15 protein-coding genes are annotated in these 18259 nt (G+C 64.1%); 10 read left to right on the forward strand and 5 right to left on the reverse strand.

What is annotated here, in order from left to right; translation table 11 throughout:
- Nucleotides 1–274 precede the first annotated feature (274 nt).
- From ACZ92H_RS20825 to ACZ92H_RS20845, 5 genes are all read left to right on the forward strand, one after another.
- Nucleotides 275–1384 carry a serine hydrolase domain-containing protein gene (locus ACZ92H_RS20825; protein ID WP_465050939.1) on the forward strand — a complete coding sequence of 370 codons (1110 nt, stop codon included), beginning with the start codon at nucleotides 275–277 and terminating at the stop codon, nucleotides 1382–1384.
- Nucleotides 1385–1527: 143 nt separating this feature from the next.
- Nucleotides 1528–2448: a bifunctional helix-turn-helix transcriptional regulator/GNAT family N-acetyltransferase gene (locus ACZ92H_RS20830; protein WP_131378228.1), complete on the forward strand. Its 921-nt coding sequence runs from the start codon at nucleotides 1528–1530 to the stop codon at nucleotides 2446–2448.
- A 193-nt stretch (nucleotides 2449–2641) separates the two neighbouring features.
- Entirely contained in the window at nucleotides 2642–3703 is a 1062-nt protein-coding gene (locus ACZ92H_RS20835; protein WP_465050938.1) for a GGDEF domain-containing protein, read from the forward strand.
- Nucleotides 3704–3790: 87 nt separating this feature from the next.
- Nucleotides 3791–4789: a hypothetical protein gene (locus ACZ92H_RS20840; protein ID WP_465050937.1), complete on the forward strand. Its 999-nt coding sequence runs from the start codon at nucleotides 3791–3793 to the stop codon at nucleotides 4787–4789.
- A 171-nt stretch (nucleotides 4790–4960) separates the two neighbouring features.
- A complete protein-coding gene (locus ACZ92H_RS20845) occupies nucleotides 4961–6112 on the forward strand; it encodes an AI-2E family transporter (protein ID WP_465050936.1) in 1152 nt (383 codons plus the stop codon).
- 1 nt (nucleotide 6113) lies between these two features.
- Here ACZ92H_RS20845 and ACZ92H_RS20850 read toward each other — a convergent pair whose 3' ends face one another.
- From ACZ92H_RS20850 to ACZ92H_RS20860, 3 genes are all read right to left on the reverse strand, one after another.
- Nucleotides 6114–7841: a methyl-accepting chemotaxis protein gene (locus ACZ92H_RS20850; RefSeq protein ID WP_131378220.1), complete on the reverse strand. Its 1728-nt coding sequence runs from the start codon at nucleotides 7839–7841 to the stop codon at nucleotides 6114–6116.
- Between the two features lie 350 nt (nucleotides 7842–8191).
- A complete protein-coding gene (locus ACZ92H_RS20855) occupies nucleotides 8192–9811 on the reverse strand; it encodes a hypothetical protein (protein WP_465050935.1) in 1620 nt (539 codons plus the stop codon).
- A 40-nt stretch (nucleotides 9812–9851) separates the two neighbouring features.
- Nucleotides 9852–10766 carry a DMT family transporter gene (locus tag ACZ92H_RS20860; protein ID WP_465050934.1) on the reverse strand — a complete coding sequence of 305 codons (915 nt, stop codon included), beginning with the start codon at nucleotides 10764–10766 and terminating at the stop codon, nucleotides 9852–9854.
- A gap of 102 nt (nucleotides 10767–10868) precedes the next feature.
- On the opposite strand from ACZ92H_RS20860, the gene ACZ92H_RS20865 reads away from it, so the two are divergent.
- From ACZ92H_RS20865 to ACZ92H_RS20875, 3 genes are all read left to right on the forward strand, one after another.
- Nucleotides 10869–11657, forward strand: a complete 789-nt coding sequence (locus tag ACZ92H_RS20865; protein WP_131378214.1) for an AraC family transcriptional regulator — start codon at nucleotides 10869–10871, stop codon at nucleotides 11655–11657.
- A gap of 117 nt (nucleotides 11658–11774) precedes the next feature.
- Entirely contained in the window at nucleotides 11775–12374 is a 600-nt protein-coding gene (locus ACZ92H_RS20870) for a MarC family protein (RefSeq protein WP_131378212.1), read from the forward strand.
- Between the two features lie 32 nt (nucleotides 12375–12406).
- Complete coding sequence (locus ACZ92H_RS20875) at nucleotides 12407–12952, forward strand: DinB family protein (protein ID WP_131378210.1); 546 nt, start codon at nucleotides 12407–12409, stop codon at nucleotides 12950–12952.
- Here the strand turns inward: ACZ92H_RS20875 and ACZ92H_RS20880 are convergent.
- Both ACZ92H_RS20880 and ACZ92H_RS20885 read right to left on the reverse strand, forming a co-directional pair.
- Complete coding sequence (locus tag ACZ92H_RS20880) at nucleotides 12917–14107, reverse strand: MFS transporter (protein ID WP_465050933.1); 1191 nt, start codon at nucleotides 14105–14107, stop codon at nucleotides 12917–12919. The two genes, ACZ92H_RS20875 and ACZ92H_RS20880, sit on opposite strands and share 36 nt — an antisense overlap.
- Complete coding sequence (locus ACZ92H_RS20885) at nucleotides 14104–15285, reverse strand: serine hydrolase domain-containing protein (RefSeq protein ID WP_465050932.1); 1182 nt, start codon at nucleotides 15283–15285, stop codon at nucleotides 14104–14106. The genes ACZ92H_RS20880 and ACZ92H_RS20885 overlap by 4 nt, the downstream gene beginning before the upstream one ends.
- Nucleotides 15286–15402: 117 nt before the next feature.
- Between ACZ92H_RS20885 and ACZ92H_RS20890 the strand changes: the two genes are divergently transcribed.
- Nucleotides 15403–16293: a LysR family transcriptional regulator gene (locus ACZ92H_RS20890; RefSeq protein WP_465050931.1), complete on the forward strand. Its 891-nt coding sequence runs from the start codon at nucleotides 15403–15405 to the stop codon at nucleotides 16291–16293.
- A 232-nt stretch (nucleotides 16294–16525) separates the two neighbouring features.
- Nucleotides 16526–18238, forward strand: a complete 1713-nt coding sequence (locus ACZ92H_RS20895) for a methyl-accepting chemotaxis protein (protein WP_465050930.1) — start codon at nucleotides 16526–16528, stop codon at nucleotides 18236–18238.
- Nucleotides 18239–18259 lie beyond the last annotated feature (21 nt).

Genomic DNA, 18259 nt, shown 5'->3' on the forward strand with positions numbered 1-18259 from the left:
CATGAGGGAATTTTCATGTTTTTTGAGAATGGCACTGCCTTTAGTCTCAAAATACATGGATAACTTGTTGATTTTTAAAGCATTATATTTCATCTTTTTTGAGATCCTACACCACCTCCGGGTGGCGTTTTTTTTATCCGGCACCGCCGTTCACTGTCGGCAAAAACCCTGCGCGTGACTTTTTTTCTGTCACCGCCAAAGCCATTGTGCGAGAATGCCCCTCCCCCCCTGGATGGTGCGCATGATGACCAAACTCGCCGCAATCATAACTGGCATGACGCTCATGCTGGCCGCCTGCAAGCCCGCAGCCACGGCCCCCGCGCAGGACATTCCCGCGGCAATGCGCCAGGCCGCGACCACCCTGCTACAGTCGAAACTGCTGCACGCGACCTCGATTGCCGTCGTGTATCGCGGCCAGGAATTCATTCTGCATCAAGGCGAGCTGGAGACCGGCAAGGCCAATCCGCCGGACGATACGACGCTGTATGAAATCGGCTCGGTCAGCAAAACGTTCGCCGGCCTGCTACTGGCGAACGCCGTGCTCGATGGGAAGGCGTCGCTCGACGACCCCATACAAAAGTACCTGCCGGCCGCCTACCCGAACCTGCAGTCGCAGGGGCAGGCTATCCGCCTGCGCCATTTGGTCACGCATACCAGCAATATGCCGGGCATGCTGCCATTGCAGGTGAACACCGTGCTGAAGGATTTCACTGCGCACGCCACGCCGGCAAGGCTCAATGCCGCCTATGCCGACTACGGACAAGCGCAATTCTGGCAAGACTTGCACATAGTCCGCATCGACGGTCCGCTGGGCAAGGACTACGCCTATTCAAGCGCCGGTACCGAACTCGTCGCGCATACCCTCGAAACAATCTACGGCATGCCCTACGAAGTCCTGCTCACGCAATTCATCGCGCGCGCAGCCGGCATGCACGATACCAGGCTGAGACTCACGGCACAGGATGCCGGCCGGCTGGCGCCCGGCTACCACAGCGACAATCCCGTCATGACAACGCCGATGCCACAGCTGCCGTGGGGGGCAGCCGGCAACCTGAAGTCGACCATGCCGGACATGGCGAAGTACCTGCGCCTGCAATTGGGCGCCCATCCCGCGGTCGTCGAATCGCACCAGCCGCTGGTACGCTTTCAGGATGACTTCAGCATCGGCTATTTCTGGAACATCGGCAGCAATCGCCAGCTGGGCACGCATTACGTCCACCATGGCGGCGTGCCGCGCGCGCAAAGCTACGCCTACGTCGTGCCGCAATATCAGCTTGGGGTCTTCATCATCACCAACCAGAGCGGCGACGCCACTGCCGGCGCCATGGAAAGCGCGCTGGCGCCTGTTTTCGACACCGTGGCATCCATGGAAAGCGCGAAATAAGCCGGCCCTTGTCGTGAAGATTCTGGCGCCGGTGGCTTATGCGCGCCACCCTTGTGCTTGAGGGGCACTTCGCGCAGATTCACATTGACATGGTTGCTTTAGGCAAGCAATAATCTGCCATAAGCAAGCAACTGGAGCCAGCCATGTCCACGCAGTCACTCAGCGAGCGCACGGAAATCGTGCGCCGTTTTAACCGTTTTTACACGCACCAGATTGGCGTGCTGCACGAGCACTTGCTCGACAGCGCTTTCTCACTGACGGAGGTGCGCATCCTGTACGAACTGGCGCACCGGAGCGATCTCACCAGCGCGGACCTGTGCCGCGAACTGGGCTTGAACGCGGGATATCTGAGCCGTGTCATTGCCGGCTTCACGAAGCAGGGGCTGATCGCCAAGACGCGCTCGCCGACGGATGCGCGCGCAGCGCAACTGCAATTGACGGACCAGGGGCAGCGCACCCTGGCGCCGCTGGTCGACGCTTCGCGGCGCGAAGTGGCGGCCATGCTGGAGCGCTTGCCCCCCACGGCACAGCAGGAACTGGTCGCCGCCATGGGGCAGATTCAGGACTTGCTGGGTCAGCCATCGCAAAGTTATCTCCTGCGCAATCCCCAGCCAGGCGACATGGGCTGGATCATCCACCGGCAAGCCGTGCTGTATGCACAGGAATATGGCTGGAACAACGAATACGAGGCACTGGCCGCCGACATCCTCGCCAGGTTCATGCGGGAATTCGATCCGGCCACCGAGCGCTGCTGGATTGCCGAGAAAGATGGCAAGGTGGTCGGCTCCGTCTTCATCGTGCGCCAGGATGCCAGCACGGCGAAACTGCGCCTGCTGTATGTCGACCCGTGCGCGCGTGGCATGGGCATCGGCAGCCGCCTGGTCGAGGAGTGCCTGCGTTTCAGCCGCCAGGTTGGCTACACGAAAATAGTCTTGTGGACCAACAGCGTCCTGACGGGCGCGCGGCGCATCTATGACCAGGCCGGCTTCCAGCTGGTCGAGGAAGAGGCGCATCACAGCTTTGGCAAGGACTTGACGGGCCAGGTGCTGGCACGCGACCTCTAGCCGTGGCGCCTGCCACGCCGCTGTGGCGGCGAGCGCACAGCGGCTGCCGCTTGCCACACGCCAGTTACCATTCCCGCGAGGAAAGCATTACACTAGTTCCTGAGCGCAACTTATTCACGCGCCACGCCATGCCGGCCATCGCCGCCGGCAGGCGCCCCTGCCGCAAGGCCTGTTGTCTGCCTGGACGAATGCAATGTTCACTTCGCGCAACCTGTCTCCTGCCTTGTATTACCTGTTCTTTTCAGGAGAACGGGAGCAGCAGCAGCGCTTTTTCAAGGAACTGCATTTCATTTCGATAGCGATCCTGACGTTTGGCCTGGCCTGCTGGCTGGTCACGTTCAGCCTGACGCAGCCGCGCGCTTCGCTCGATCATGCGCAGGCGGCAATGGGCGTGACGGGCATGCTGGTCGGTCTGGTGCTGACCGTGTACGCCAGGTCGCTGCAAGCGATTATCGCCAGCGGCACCATCAGCGTGCTGTTCATCGGTTTCAGCTTTCGCGTGCTGATGCTGGGTACGGAAGACCCCGCTTTCTGGGTGTTGCCGCTGGGCGTGATGATCACCCTGACGACGGCCCCCATCTTCAGCGGCATCGCGTATTACCTGGGCGTCTCGCTGGCCGTGTGGGCCATCCTGGGACTGGGGCAGTTTCCCGTGCACGTGGCGCGGGCCGACGAATACTGGCCCGTGCTGGCCGTCACCATCAGCGTCATCATCGGCCTGGCGCTGAACATTTATTTTCTCGTCTTGCGCATCCATAACTACCGCGCCCAGCGCGACCTGGCGACGATGGCCTACAAGGATGGCTTGACCGGACTCAACAACCGCCGCATGTTCACGCAAAGCGCGCGCACCCTGCAGCACACGGCACGGACGCCCGCGTATTTCCTGATGATCGATATCGATGACTTCAAGAAAATCAACGACGTGCATGGCCACGACGTGGGCGATGAAGTCTTGAAAAAGATCGCCGATGTGATCGCGGCCCTGTCCGGCGATCACCTGTGCGGCCGCCTGGGCGGCGAGGAATTCGCCGTCATCTACCTGGGTGAAAAGACAGCCGCCTGCGCCTTCGCCGCGCAGCTGGTCGACAGTGTCAAGGCCGCGTTCGAGCCGGAACGCAAGGTTTCCGTCAGCATCGGCGTGGCCGAGCTGCTCAAGGAAGTCGATTTGTCGCACAGCTACCGGCGCGCCGATGAATCCTTGTACCTGGCCAAGAAAAACGGCAAGAACCGCTACGTGCTCAACGCGGCTTGAGAAAGCGCCATTTCTTCACAGAATGCTAAGATCGCGGCCCGCGCGTGCCGGCAACCGGGCCGGCATGGCGTCTCACAAGGATGGCCATTGAACACCCGCATTCGCGCTCTACTTCCCCTGCTGCCGCTGTGCATGGCCCTGGGCACGCCACTCCACGCACAAACGCTCGATGACGCCGCCTTCGCGGCCGCCACCGTGCCCGTGCCATCGCCGCCGCTGGCGCTGAACGCGCACCCCGAAATCCGCGCCGACGTCTTCAAGCTGCTTGGCTATGCGCGCGGCAGCTATACGCAGGGCCATACCCTGCTCGCGCGCCAGGTGCTCGACGCCATGCGTTCATTGGAAAACATCACGCGCACCATGCTGCCCGACGGGCGCTCGGTGCTGGCCTCCATCGATGCCGGCCAGCACGGCGCGCAGCGCGCCGCCATGCTGTTCGACCCGCAGCGCAAGCTGCTGGCGCTGGGCCTCGTCAATGGCCATTGCCAGAGCGCCATCGGCGATGCCGCGCCCGCCTGCCTGCCGCCCACGCACGCCGTGCTGACGGTGTTCCTGCCGCCGGGCGCAGAAGACGGGATGGCCGCGCCGCTGCTCGTGTGGGCGCGGCGCCTGCCGCCCATGCTGGCACAGGCTGCGCCGGCACAGCGGCAAAGCATCGCGGCCATTGAATATATCACCACGCGGCCCGGCCAGCCCGGCTGGGAACCGCGCGACGTGCCGCCCGGCTTTCCCGCCAGCCTGCGGCATTTACTGCTGCCCAATGCGGAAATTGACAGCAGCTCCAGCGGCGGAAAACGCATGGCGCCGGCCAGCCTGGCGGGTTTGCCGATGCGCACGCCGGCGGAACAGGCCGAGGCTGGCGACGAACCCATGGCCGACGCCAGCATCACCCTGCGCAGCTATGCGGATTTTCACTGGGTGCTCAACACCTACGCCAGGCTGGCCAAGGGCGCGCAAGTCCAGGGCCATGAGGACAAGGTAGTCTTCAGCGGCAGCGATGCCAGCGGCCGCTACACGCTCACCCTGCGCGAACCGGACCAGGAAAACGGCGTGCTCATCACGGTGGCCAGCTGGCTGGAAAAATAGCGCCACGCGAGGGTGGACAGGGGAAAGCATTGCCACTCCGCACAAGAGCATGGCATTTTGGCATTTTGCGGTATGATTTCCGATCGTGCGGCGCTGCCCGGTCCCTGCCCTGCCCACCCCTCTCATCAAGCAAAACCACGCTTGAGTAGCATTCTGTCCTAAGGAACTCTTATGTTCGGTTTTAACCTGCGCGTCGCCAAGATGGTGTGGACGGCATTCCTCATCGTCCTGTTGCTGTTCATCACCTATCAAGTGTCGTCGACCCTGATCGTGGTGGTCTTTTCGATTTTCTTCAGCTACCTCGTGTATCCGCTGATCGAACTGCTGGAGCGCTATGGCCCCAAGCGCTTGCCGCGCACGGCGGCCATCGGCATCGTCTTTCTGGTCGTGGTATTGCTGGTCGCCATCCTCGGCTCGATCTTCGGCGCCCGTATCGAAGAGGAAGCGACCAAGCTCAGCGCACAATTGCCGACTCTGCTGAAAGGCAATAATTTTGCCGAGCGCATTCCGCTGCCGGAATTCATGGAACCGCTGCGCGCGCGCATTCTGTCGTTCATGCAGGAGCAGCTGAGCAGCGGCACGGGCCAGGCGATGCCGCTGGCGAAGGAAATCAGCCTGGGCGTGATGCACGCGGCCAGCAACCTGATCTACCTGGTGCTGGTGCCCGTGCTGAGCTTTTTGCTGATCAAGGAAGGGCCGGACATGCGCGATGGCTTGCTGTCCCTGCTGAACCGTCCGAACAAGAAACTCTGGGGCGCCATCATCGACGACCTCGACATCCTGCTGTCGCGCTATGTGCGCGCCCTGCTGCTGCTGTCGATCGCCACCTTTGTCTCCTACAGCATCGCCTTTTCCCTGATGGGCGTGCCATACGGCCTGCTGCTGGCCGGCGCCGCCGCCTTGCTGGAATTCATTCCGTTTGCCGGCCCGCTGGCGGCCGCCGTCATCGCCGTCGTGGTGGCCGGCTTCAGCGGCTTCGAGCACGTGTTCTGGCTGATCGGCTTTATCGCCGCCTACCGCTTGTTCCAGGATTACGTCGTCAACCCATACCTGATGAGCGAAGGCGTGGAAGTGAGCCCGCTGATGGTGATCGTCGGCTTGCTGGCCGGCGACCAGCTCGGTGGCGTGGTGGGCATCTTCCTGTCCGTGCCCGTGATGGCGGCCATCAAGATCGTCTTCGTGCGCGCCCGCGCCGCCTTGCAGGCACGCCACGATGCCCTGGAGAAAGCGGAACAGGCCGCAGAGGAAGCGCGCGCCCAGACCCTGGCCGAGGCGGCGAGATTGCAGGAACAGGGCAGCAAAGCTACCCTGGAAGCGCAGTAACTTAAAACTCTTCCCACTCGCCGCTGCTGTCGGCGGCAGGCTTGGCCATGCGCGGCTGGGCAGCGGTTGCCGCAGCGGCGCGGGCCGGCGCCAGGCGCAGCGCGGGGCGTTTCAAGCCCGTGCTGGCAGCCGCCACGACCGGCTTGCGCAAGACGGGCTTGGCCGCTGCCGGACCGCCATGGCTGGCGTCGAGCTTGAAGATGCTGACCATTTCCGCCAGCGCCGCCGCCTGCTCCTGCATCGATTCCGACGCGGCCGCCGCTTCTTCCACCAGCGCCGCGTTCTGCTGCGTCACGGTATCCATTTCCGCCACGGCTTGATTGATCTGGCCGATGCCCAGCTCCTGCTCGCGGCCGGCGGCGCTGATTTCCGCCATGATGTCCGTCACGCGGCGGATGCTGGAGACGATCTCGTCCATCGTCGTGCCCGTCTGGCTGACCAGCTCGCTACCATCGCCCACGTTCCGCACGGACGCTTCGATCAGCACCTTGATGTCCTTGGCGGCGCTGGCCGAGCGGTGCGCCAGGTTGCGCACTTCCGTGGCGACGACGGCAAAGCCACGGCCCTGTTCGCCCGCGCGCGCCGCCTCCACTGCCGCGTTCAGGGCCAGGATATTCGTCTGGAAGGCGATGCCATCGATGACGCCGATGATGTCGGCGATCTTTTTCGACGATTCGCTGATGGTGCCCATGGTGTCGACCACCTGCGCCACCAGCGCGCCGCCCTTGACGGCCACGTCCGAGGCGGAGACGGCCAGCTGGTTGGCCTGGCGCGCATTGTCGGAATTCTGCTTGACGGTCGAGGTCAGCTCTTCCAGCGACGAAGCCGTCTCTTCCAGGCTCGAGGCTTGCTGTTCCGTGCGGCTGGACAGGTCCAGGTTGCCCGAAGCGATTTCATTGCTGGCCGTGGCGATGGCGCCGCTGCCGTCGCGCACGCCGCGCACGGTGCTCGACAGGCGATCCTGCATCTGCTTCAAGCCGCTCAGCAAGGCGCCCATCTCGTCGTGGCGCGTGATGACGATGTCATTGGCCAGGTTGCCGTCGGAAATGGCGCCGAAATGGCGCAGGGCCTGGTCCAGCGGGCCGAAGATGGCGCGCAGCAGCAGGATGCTGGAAATGATGATCAGCAAGCCGCCCACCACCATGCCGATGATGGCCAGCGTCACTTGCGTGTGGTAGCTGGCCTGGCTGGCCGCATACATCTCGGCGGCAGAGCGCACCTGGTATTGCGTCAAGGTTTCCGCCGCCTGGTCCAGGGTGCGGTACAGGGGCGACAAGCCCGTCATCATCAGTTTGTCCGCCAGCTCGACGTTGCCTTCACGCAGGGCCTTCGTCATGGTCAGCACGCCATTGTTGATGTACTCGCTGCGCTTCTTGTCCATGTCGTCGGACAGGCGCTTCTCTTCCGTACTTTGCGGCAAGTCCAGATAGATCTTCCAGGCCTTGTTCGAGGACGCGAGGAATTGCTCGGCGCGCGCCAGCGTCTCCTTGGCATCGGCAGCATCGGGATGCACCATCACGCGGTCCATCGTAAAGCGGGCGCGGCCCAGGAAAATCTGCGATTCGCCGATGGCCTGCGTGGAGGCCAGCTGGTTGCTGTAGACCTCGTTGAGACTGTTATTGGCCGATTTCAGCCCGATCATGCTCATGGCGCCCAGCACGGCGATCAGCAAGCCCAGCACACTCATGGTGGCGATCAGGCGCATTTTTATTGTTATGTTCGAGAGCATGCAATTTTCCTTGGTAGGGGCGCAACCATGCCTGCGCTTGCCGGACGGCGTCGCGGCAAAGGCCAGATGGGCGGGTCATTCAGAATTGTTCAGGACAAAGTTCGGTCGATGGCGCGTGAGCGGCGGCTGGGGGGAAGGCGGCCCGCGCATATCGTCAGGAGTCAAATACAGATCAACTGGGTTGAGGTTTCCGGTATTTTTAATTTCCTGACTGCAAGATACAGGGAAAGATTACCAGTAGCAATAACCAGCATGGATTTTCACACATTGTCACAAGCGAGTGATGTTTTTGCGCAAAAATGGCATGCCGAATCCCCTGTTTCGGCATGCCATCTCCATCAGATTGCGTATCAGTACATTGTTTCCTCGATCAGCTGGCCATCGTCGCGGAACCACTGATGCCGACCCGTTTTGTTGCCGAAGTGATAGCTGCCTAGGTGCTTCGGCTTGCCGTTGCGGAAATTCTCGATGCTGGCGCCATGCAGCACGCCCGCCTGCCAGTGGCGCTGGAATTGCGGCAACTCGCCATCGGGATAAAACAGGGTTTCCGCCCCGTCGCGCTTGCCGTCGGCGAACGTGCCCTGATAGCGCCGCTTGCCATCTGGATAAAAACTTGCCATCGGCCCCTCAAGCACGCCCAGGCGGTAATGCTCGACCAGCTCCAGCTGGCCATCGGCCCCGTATTGCTCCAGCTTGCCTTCCGGTTTGCCATCGAGCATGGTCAGCACTTGCCAGCCGCCGTCCGGCGTCGCCTTCTTCCATGGCCCTTGCTGCACGTCATCGACGTAGTTGCCGCCACCGCCAGGTTCGACCCACGGGCCCTGTTTCTTGCCGTTCCCATAATTGCCCTGCCAGTACACCACCGTGCCGATGCGCCGTTCGCTGGGGCCGTCCAGGCGGTCGCGGATAAACGTATCGAAGCCCTGGTAGTTGCCCTTGCCGGCATCGCGCCATTCCTCCACGCCCGGGCTTACTTCCCAGCGCCCCGTGCGCTGGCCGTTGCGCATCTGGCCCGTCGTGGTTTCCTCGCCGCTTGCATAGGTCCATGGCCCTTCCGCCTTGTTGTCGACAAAGGCGCCCACCGAGCGGATGGTGAGCGGCTCTTCATAGTGCCACTGCCCAGTGCGCTTGCCCTGCGCATACTGGCCGCGCGCAAACACGCTGCCCAGGCAGCAATCCGCCTCATACTCGATGGCGGGGCCATCCTGGCTGCCGAGGAAACGCTGCGGCTGCGTTTCCCAATTGATCCACTTGATGTGATAACTGGGCGCGCGTCCCCCTTCCCAGCCCTTGCCCAGCAGATAGGTCACGGTCAGAAAATGGCCGTCCTTTTCCTGGAAGGTCTTTTTGTAGGCATACGCGGGCGCTGCCGCCGGCTGGCCTGGCAACAATTCGCCATCGATATTGAAATACCCGGCCAGCTTGCCATGGCCATGGTCGATGGCGTCGAACTCGGCCACCCCCGTGGGCGTGTACTCAACGCTGTAATCGATCAGCTGCAGGGATGCCAGCGCGGTGCGCACCTGCGCCTCGTCCATGGACCTGGCGCCGCGCACGATGGCATCCAGGGTCGGCTGCAGCGCGGCGACCTTGAACATCCTGCCACCGCTGCGCTCGTAGCGGTAGGCATGCAGACCATAGGCTGCGCCGCCGTCAGCGCTGCGGCTGAGCACGAACGTGGTCTCGCCTTCGCTGTCGAGGTCAAGCTGGAACACGGCAGCGATGCTCGCCTTGCCGTACTGGTCCAGGTTCATGCGCTTGTCGCTGATGCCGTTGCACTGGCAATAGTAGCCATTGACTTCGCCGTTTTCCCGCAGGAAGGCCAGCACCACGCCGCCATCGCGGCGCTCGACGACACTGGCGGTGGCCATTGCTTGTCCCTCGTAAAACCGGGCTGCGGCCCGTGCTGGCGCCCAGTAACCCAGCGCCAGCAGCGCCGTCATCGTGCTCATCCAAACTGTGTGCCGCATGCCAACTCCACTACCGAAAACCGCCATTATGCATGGCCATTCAGGCAAGCCCGGAGACGCCTGCACGCCGCCCGAACAGGGGCCGCTGCACCGTCTGCGCCAGCAGCACGCCCAGCAGCGAGATGCCGCCGCCGACCAGGTGATACACATGCATGCTTTCGTGCAGCCAGACGATGGCCAGCAGGGCCGTCAGCAAGGGCAGCAGGTTGACGTAGATGCTGCAGCGGTTCGGTCCCAGCAACTTGACGCCTTCGATCCACAGGTAGGACAGGACGATGGACGAGCCGATGCCCGCATAGCCGATCAGCGGCAAGGTGGTGGCGTCGAGCTTGGCACTGTCGGGCGGCAACAGCAGGAACAGGGGCAGCATGCAGGCCAGCGCCGCCAGCGCCTGGCAATAGATGGCTTGCCAGGCGGGAATCGACAAGCGCCAGCGGCGCAGCAGCACGCCGTACAGGGCGAAGACCAGGCAGGCCAGCAGCATCAGCGCGTCGCCCGCATGCACGCCCTGCTGCAGCAGGGCCAGCACGTCGCCGCGCCCCACCAGGTACAGCAGGCCGCCAAACGACAGCACGCCGCCGGCCGCCATGCCCACCGTCAGGCGCTCGCCCAGCAGCAGCACGCTGAGCAGGGCCGTCATCAGCGGCGCCAGGGCCGTCACGATGGCCATGTTGGTGGCCGTCGTGCTTTCCGCGGCACGGTAGGACAGGCTCTGGAACAAGGCCATCGACATCACGCCGCACAGCGCCAGCTGCCACCACTGGCGCCGGATGGCGGCGCGGTTGCGCCACAGGGGACGGGCGATGAACGGCGTCATCACCAGCAGGACCAGCACCAGGCGGTAAAAGGTGATGGCCGTGGGGGCGATGCTGGACGCGGCCAGCTTGGAAACGACGACGTTGCCGGCCCACAGCAGCATGGCGAGAAAGGGGTACAGATAGGCGCGCACAGGCATGCGGAACTCCATAAATCATTGCGGGTACTCATCATGCCGCAGGCACGCCGCGCTTTCTCGCGCTAAGATGTCTGCACCTATCGCAAAACTGACCTTCTTTTTATGGATTGCACCGCCCCCGCCTTTCAGGAACTGTTGCCCGTCACGACGCGCGCCATGGCGCTGGCCGTCGACTATGCGCACGGCCATGTGATTTCCGTGCACCGCCACACGCATGCGCAGTTGCTGTATGCCATCGAGGGCGTGATGACCATCGAGACGCAGGGCGGGCGCTGGGTGGTGCCGCCCACGCGCGGCGTGTGGCTGCAGGCGGGCGTGGCGCACCAGGTGCGCATGAGCGGCGCCGTAAAAATGCGCACGGTCTTCGTCGACTGCGCCAACTCGCCCTTGCTGCCTGGCCACAGTTGCGTTCTCGACATCAGTCCCCTGCTGCGCCAGCTGATCGTCGCGGCCGTGGATATCGCGCCCGACTTCACGGAAGGCAGTCGCGACTGGCATCTGCTGCAATTGCTGTTGCACGAGCTCGACAGTCTGCCCGTGCTGCCCCTGTACCTGCCCTTGCCGGCGGACGGGCGCCTGCGCGGCATCTGCGCGCAGCTGATGGCGCAACCGGGGGAGCAGCTGACGGTGGCGCACTGGGCGCAGGAACTGGCGATCACCGAACGCAGCCTGCATCGCCTGTTCCTGAAGCAGACGGGCATGCGCTTTGGCCAGTGGCGCCAGCAGGCGCGGCTGCTGCGGGCGCTGGAGCAGCTGGCGCGCGGCGGCAAGGTCATCGACGTGGCGATGGACAATGGTTACACGAGCCAGAGCGCGTTTACGGCCATGTTCAAGAAGCATTTCGGCACCACGCCGACGGCGTTTTACCAGGCAAAGGTGATCGTGGCATAAATAAAATGCTGCTATGCATCAATAATCATGGGCGATCGTCTCCGGGATTGTTATCATCGCAAGCCTTATCGCACCGCGCCCATCCTGGCAGCGGTGTTGACCTTATTCCACACCACCATGACACAGAATTTCTTCCAGACTTTTATCCTGCTCCTGCTCGTCACCGACCCGTTCGGCAATGTTTCCCTGTTCGTCAATGCCCTGAAACGGGTGCCCATCGAGCGGCGCTGGAAAGTCGTGGTGCGCGAGTGCATGATCGCCTTCGGCATCTTGCTGCTGTTCATGTTCTTTGGCCGTCATTTCCTGAAAGCCATGCAACTGTCGGAAATCGCCCTGCGCATCGGCGGCGGCGTGATCCTGTTCCTGATCGCCATGCGCATGGTGTTCCCGCAACCCAGCGCCGGCAATAGCGACCACGAGATGGGCGGCGAGCCGTTCATCGTGCCGCTGGCCATTCCCGCCCTGGCCGGCCCGTCGGCGCTTGCCACCGTGCTGCTGTTTTCTTCGCATGAAATGAACGAAGTCATCGCCCACGTGGCGGGCTTGACGGCCGTAGCCGTCGTCTGGCTGGCCGTCTTCCTGTGCGCCGAACGCCTGCAGCGCGCCCTCGGTCCAAGAGTCATGACGGCCTTCGAGCGCCTGATGGGCTTGATCCTGACGGCCATGGCCATCGAAATGCTGCTGGCTGGCATACGCGCCTTCCTGAAGTCCGTTTAAGATACGACATTCATCCACCGGAGGAGTCCAGCATGAGCCGTTGCGCCCACATTTGCCTGATGGCCGATTACAACCAGTGGATGAATGCCAGGATGTATGCGGCGGCGGCCAGCCTGTCGCCGGAAGAGCTGCGGCGCGAGCGGGGCGCCTTTTTCGGTTCCCTTCTGGGCACCCTGAACCACGTGATGGTGGGCGATACCCTGTGGCTGCAGCGCTATGCGAAGCACCCGGCCGGCTTTCCCCTGCTCGATCCCGTCCGCGCCATCACGCCGCCCGCCTCGCTCACGCACCCGCTGTACGCGGCCGAGGAGTTTGCCGCCATGCACGCGCACCGGCAGTGGCTGGACCAGGTCATCGTCGACTGGGCCGCCTCCATCACGGAAGCCGATCTGGACCACCTGCTCGATTACCGCAACAGCAAGGGGCCGAACCGGCGCGAGTTTTTCAGCCTGCTGATGCATTTTTTCAACCACCAGACGCACCACCGGGGTCAGGCCAGCACCCTGCTGTCGCAAGCGGGCGTGGACGTGGGCGAAACGGATCTACTGTTTCGCATTCCCAATCATATCGGGGACTGAGGGCAGGCGGTAGCGCCACGCTTTCCAGGCGATTACCACCAGCGCCAGCGCCCCCAGCAGCGCGCCGCAGGCCAGCGCGCCCTGCATGCCGTAGCGGGTGATGGCCATGCCGCCCGCCAGCGCACCTGCCGTCACGCCCAGGTTGATGGCCGCGATGTACACGCCAATGGCGAACGCGGGCGCCTCGCGCGCTTCGCTGCTGAGCCAAACTTGCGTGACGATCAGCCCGCTCGTATGCGCGGCGCCCCAGAACAGCAGCAATATTGCCAGCGCCGGCCAGCCGGTATCGCCGTCCGCATAGTGGTGCAGCAGCCAGTACGCCAGCCCCAGCACGAGCGGCTGCAGCAGCGCCGTGCGCAGCACGTGCGTGCCCAGCTGGCGCCCGGCGAACAGATTGCCGGCCACGCCACCCACGCCAAACACCACCAGCGCCAGCCCCGTCTGGCGCGCCGACAAGCCCGCCACCTGCTGCAGGTACGCGGCCGCGTACGCATACACGGCAAACATGGCGGCAAACACCAGCACGGCGGCGGCAATGGCCAGCCACAGGGCGGGTTTGCGCAGCACAGCCAGCTGGCGGCCATACGCCACGGGTGCTTCGCGCGGCGCATCCGGCAAGAAGCAATACAAGCCCAGCGCCGCCAGCGCGTTTACCAAGGCGCAAGCGAGGAACGCTGCTTCATAGCCAAGCTGCGCCGCGATCCAGGTGGTGAGCGGGATGCCCAGCACCATGCCCATGCTGGTGCCCGTGAGCGCATGCGCGCCGGCCCGCGTCGCGTCCTGCGGCGGATACAGGGCGGCGGCGGCCACCATGGCCAGCGAGAAATACACGGGGTGGAACAGGGCCGCTACCGCGCGCAGCGCCAGCAGCCACTCGAAGCGGGGCGCATGGGCCGACGCCACGCTGGCCAGCGCGAACACCAGCAGCGAGACGATCAGCACGGGCTTGCGGCGCCAGCGCGTGGCCAGCAGCACGAGGAAGGGGCCGCCTGCAGCGATTACCAGGGCGAACAGGCTGACCAGCGAGCCCGCCCCCGCAGCCGTCACGGCATAACGCTGCATGATCATCGGCAAAATGCCGACCACGCCAAACTCGATGCAATACACGCCGAACAGGCCCAGCGCGAGGAAGACGACGGGATGCGGGCGGATCATGGCGTTTCCTTGGCGCCATACACGGCCTGGCACAGTTCCGTCACGAATGGCCCCGCCATGCCTTCCAATGCCGTATTCGTGAACGCCACCACGGACAATTCACGGGCCGGGTCGACAAACCACGAGTGGCCATACGTGCCGCCCATGCGCCAGCTGCCCACGGACTCCGGCGTGGCGGCGGCAAGCGGGTCCGTCAATACGGTAAAGCCCAGGCCGAAGCCACGGCCCGGCCAGAACGGCAGGTCAACATTGCCGGTCTGGTTTTCTCCCATCTGCCGCGCCAGAGCGGGTGGCAGCAGCGGCGCGCCGCCCAGCCGCAAGGTTTCCAGCAGGCGCAGGAAATCGGGCGCCGAACCGACCATGCCAGCGCCGCCGGACGGGTAGGCTTGCGCATCGCGGGCGCGCGCCGGCGACAAGGCAAAACCGGCCATGCCGTCAAGAAATGGCAGATGGTCCTCGCCCGCGTCCAGCAGGCGGCGCGGCGGGGTTTGCCCGTCCGTCCGGTCCGCATACGCCACGGCCAGGCGCGCGGGGTCTGTCGCCATGAAGGCCGTATCGCGCATGCCCAGCGGCGCCGCCACCAGCTGTTCCACGGCTTGCGCCAGCGGCATGCCGGCCGCCTGCTCGATGACGGCGCCCAGCACGTCGGTGGCGATCGAATACTGCCAGCGCTCACCGGGCGCATGCGCCAGCGGCACCGTCGCCAGGCGGCGCAGATTGTCTGCCAGGCTCACGGTCGACGCATCCATGCCATCGGACACCCGAGCCCGCGCATACGCGCCGCCCGGCGCCTGGAAGAAGCCGTAATCGAGGCCTGCCGTATGCGTGAGCAAGTGCCGTACCGTCATCGCCGCCACGGCGCCGTCCGGCTGGCGCGGCTGGAAGTACGGCAGCCAGCGCGCCACCCGCTCGTCCAGCCCCAGGCGGCCTTGTCCCACCAGGGCCAGCGCCGCCGTCGAGACGATGGGCTTGCTGACGGACGCCAGGCGGAACAGCGCATCCTCGCGCATGGGCGTGCCCGCCTCGCGGTCCAGGTAGCCAGCGGCGCGGCGGTACACGGCCTGGCCACGGTGGCATACCAGCACCACCATGCCTACCAGGCGCTGTTGTTGTAAAACGCTGTCCAGCAGGCGATCGATGCGGACAGACAATACTACGGGAGAAAAATCGGGAGTCATGGCCAGCCTTTGATTGAAAGAGTCAGGCTGGCAGCGTAAGCTGGGCGCGATCAAAGAAAAACAGGCTATAGTTTCTGTCTATGCGGACGTTGATATCCGCAATTAGAAAGGATGCACATGGATAACCTGGCGGGATTCACGGCCTTCGTGCAGGCGGCGGAACTGCGCAGTTTTGTGGCGGCGGGCCGGGTGCTGGGCGTTTCCGCCTCGGCCATCGGCAAGAGCATCGCGCGGCTGGAAGAGCGCCTCGGCGTGCGCCTGTTTCACCGCAGCACGCGCAGCATCGCCCTGACCAGCGAAGGCACGGTGTTCCTGGAACGCTGCCGGCGCATCCTGGGCGAGATCGAGGCAGCCGAGCTGGAGCTGTCGAACAGCAAAAGTGCGCCCCAGGGACGGCTGCGCGTGAGCCTGCCGCAGGTGGGCGGCCTGCTCAATCCCGTGCTGGCCGCGTTCGCGCGCGCCTATCCGCAGGTGGAGCTCGATCTCGATTTCAGCGACCGCCGGGTCGATGTGATCGAGGAAGGCTACGACGCCGTGGTGCGCGCGGGCGAGAGCGCCGACAGCCGCCTGATGAGCCGCCAGCTGGGCCAGTTCCAGCTGCAGCTGGTGGCCGCGCCCGCCTACCTGGCGCGGCACGGCACGCCCGCGCAGCCGGCCGACCTGCAGGGCCATACCTGTCTGCTGTACAAGTTTCCCAGCAGCGGCAAAGTCGAGGCCTGGCCCTTGCCCGACTGGCCCGCCCTGCAGGCGGCGGGCTTGCCCACTGTACTGAACTGCAACAATGTGGATACCCTGCTGCACTTCGCCGAAAGCGGCCTGGGCATCGCCGCCCTGCCCGACTTTGCCGTGCGCGCGCCACTGGCTGCGGGGCGCCTGCACAGCGTGCTGGAGACGCACCGCCAGCACGACGGCGCCTTTCGCATCCTGTGGCCCAGCAGCCGCCACCTGACGCCAAAATTGCGCGCCTTCATCGACTTCCTGGCAGCGCACGTCTTTCCGCCCGACTGAGCGACGTTGCCAAGCGCGCCCTCGTTGTTTCCATGCGACAACTTATTTCATTTGCTGCCAATTCCTTAACTTTTCGCAGACTTGATACAAGTATTTGTATTGCAGTGTGGAATTTTGAGGAACAATTACAGGCTGGCCGCCATTACGTATAAACCCGTACCGGCAAGGCATCACCGCACCTGGCGCCTGGCCTGTCCAACGTTTCCTCTCAATCAGCAACACGAAAGCAATCATGTCACTCACACAATTCAAAATCGGCACCCGGCTCGGCATCGGGTTCGCGGTCGTCCTCGGCCTGCTGGTGGCCGTGCTGCTGGTCGGCCTGTATTCCATGGCGCAGCTGAGCAACCGCACGCACGACATCGTGACCGACAAGAACGTCAAGATGGCGGCCGCCAATACCATGAGCGATAACGTGCGCAACATTACCCTGGCGATCACCAGCGTGGTGGTGGCGCCGACGGAAGCGCTGGTGCAGGCGGAACTGGCGAAGATCGGCGAAGCGCGCAAGAAATACGGCGCCGCCAAGGAAATGCTGCAAAAGAAAATCACGACGGACAAGGAAACGGCCCTGATGGCCGAACTGGATGCGGCCCTGAAGGCCGGTGCGCCGCTGAACAACAAGGTCATCGAACTGCGCAATGCGGGCCAGACGGAAGAAGCCATCGCCTTCCTGACGCAGCAGGCGGCGCCGAGCCTGAAGCGCGTCCTGGGCGCACTCGACAGCCTGGTGGCGCTGGAAGGCGAACTGGCGGCGCAGGCCGCCAGCGATGCCGAAGCGCTGAGCAGCAGCGCGCGCGCCTACATGGTCATTCTGGGCAGCCTGGCCGTGCTGCTGGGCGCCTTCGTGGCGTGGATCATCACGCGCTCGATCACCCGCCCCATCAATGCGGCCGTGGGCGTGGCCGAAACGGTGGCCTCGGGCGACCTGTCCTCGCACATCGTGGTCGATTCCAGCGATGAAACGGGCCGCCTGCTGGGCGCGCTGAAAGCCATGAACACCAGCTTGCTGGGCGTGGTGGCGCAAGTGCGCCACGGCACGGATGCCATCTCCACGGCATCGAGCGAGATTGCCGCCGGCAACCTCGACCTGTCTTCGCGCACGGAAGAACAAGCCAGTTCGCTGGAAGAAACGGCCTCGGCCATGGAAGAACTGACCTCGACCGTGAAACAGAATGCGGACAACGCGCGCCAGGCCAACCAGCTGGCGAAAAGCGCCTCCGAAGTGGCCGTGCGCGGCGGCAGTATCGTCTCGCAAGTGGTCGACACCATGGGCACCATTAATGCATCGTCGCGCAAGATCGTCGACATCATCGGCGTCATCGACGGCATCGCCTTCCAGACCAACATCCTGGCCTTGAACGCGGCCGTGGAAGCGGCCCGCGCGGGCGAACAGGGGCGTGGCTTCGCCGTGGTCGCCACCGAGGTGCGCAACCTGGCCCACCGTTCGGCCTCGGCCGCCAAGGAAATCAAGGAATTGATCGCCGCGTCTGTCGCCAACGTGGACACGGGCTCGCGCCTCGTCAATGAAGCGGGCCAGACCATGGGCGACATCGTCGACAGCATCGTGCGCGTGACCGACATCATGGGCGAAATTACCTCCGCCACGCACGAGCAGACCATCGGCATCGAACAGATCAACATGGCCATCGCCCAGATGGATGAAGTGACGCAGCAAAACGCGGCCCTGGTGGAAGAAGCGGCGGCCGCCTCGCAAAGCATGCAGGAACAGGCGGGCGAACTGGCGCACGTGGTGGGCTTCTTCAAGACGGGCAATCAAGTGGCCAGCGTCAGCAAGCTGAGCCCTGCGCGCGCCACGCCGGCGGCTACCAGGATCGCACCGCCCGCCGCCAAGCCCGCGCCGGCGCCCGCGCGCAAGGCCGTGCCGGCTGCACCGGCGCGCCGCAGCAATGCGGCCGCCGAGAGCGAATGGGAAGAGTTTTAATGCGCGAGTTTTAATACCCCG

Source organism: Janthinobacterium foliorum, assembly GCF_978021625.1.